The 1,295-nt window shown below is 37.8% G+C and carries 1 protein-coding gene; it reads right to left on the bottom strand.

Annotated elements, in window-relative coordinates; translation table 11 throughout:
* A partial coding sequence (locus tag E1140_RS00300) for a helix-turn-helix domain-containing protein (protein ID WP_185153322.1) occupies window positions 1-984 on the bottom strand: 984 nt, incomplete at its 3' end.
* Window positions 985-1,295: the final 311 nt, after the last annotated feature.

Raw genomic sequence — 1,295 nt, 5'->3', positions numbered from 1 at the left:
CTTCCTTTCGGACTCCTTTTTTAGACTTTTTACGTACTCACTAGGTGTTTTCCCTGTCATCTTTTTAAAAACATCATTAAATGTAGATTTCGATTTGAATCCACACTCAAAAGCATGACCAACCAACGTTAACTTATTTATTTCCGGCTGGTGCATTCTGTGTTTGAATGCCGCTACTCTATACTGGTTAATATACTCATAGAAGTTTTTAGAAAAGCTTCCATTGATAGTGGCAGATACTTGCTTCGGGTTCATGTCCAGTAGCTCAGAAAGCTTTGATAAATCAAGGTCAGGGTCGAGGTAAGGGTGCTCATGTTCCATTAGTGACGTAAGCCTCGCAGCTAGCTCTGGATTTGGACTAGGAGCAGCAAGTTGTGGTTTCTCATTAGAGTAACCCGAAACTCCGACCTGTGATCGCATGTAACCTTTAAAGCCAATCCAACATGACACTACAGCAAGACCCACAAACGTGGGTAGAAAGTATAAGTCTTTCAGTGCCCGATCGAAAGCAATACGGTCTACTTCTGTTAAAATGTTCCAGCCAATCCAGAAAGCAGAATAGATGATTACAGGGGTTTTTAGCCAGTCCAGAGATCTTTTCTCAAGATTGGAGTAATGTTGCTTAAGCCAGATCTGACAGTTATAAAGTGTTCTTAATGAAAGGATGGTATAAATAGAGATGGATAGTATCCCGAGCCACTGTTCAGCAAGATAGATTTTGGTGTAAGGGTGAGGAGGTGTTTCATACATACCGTCCGCACCAAGCCTGTAAAAGGAAGTTCTATAAAAGATAAACTCCAATATGACAGGGATAAAGTGTACGAACTCTTTTCTGGTGAATTTGAAGTTCTGGTCAGTGATGCTTTTTGTATAGAAATAAAGAGCGGGTCCGATACCCAGCAGTAGTTCAAGCTGAAAATACCGGAACATATAAAAAACATCATAGTTTATTAAAACATTGATTAGAGCAATATTGAGTGCCATTAGTCCAAAAAAGAAAACCAATAGCGATAGCAATACATTAGATTGGGTTCTCGGTTTTTTTATAAATAACAGTATACTCAACAGCATAGCTTGCAGAGCAAAAACAAAAATGATTGTGGATAAAATAGGGTTAGGGGATGTCATATAAAGTTGGAGCCTTTCACTCTAAGATAGCAAGCCTAATATGGTGCTTCTTTTTTATGGCTGTAAAATTAACATCTTATCGGTTTTTAAACTAGCGATATCTCAAGGCTCAATTATACTTCTCACACTAAAATTCAAATCAAAAATTAAATTTTAACATTCTATTC

It is taken from the genome of Fulvivirga lutimaris, from assembly GCF_009711525.1.
GTDB lineage: Bacteria > Bacteroidota > Bacteroidia > Cytophagales > Cyclobacteriaceae > Fulvivirga > Fulvivirga lutimaris.
The sequence above is the reverse complement of the archived record's forward strand: the minus strand, read 5'-3'. Positions and strand labels throughout refer to the sequence as shown.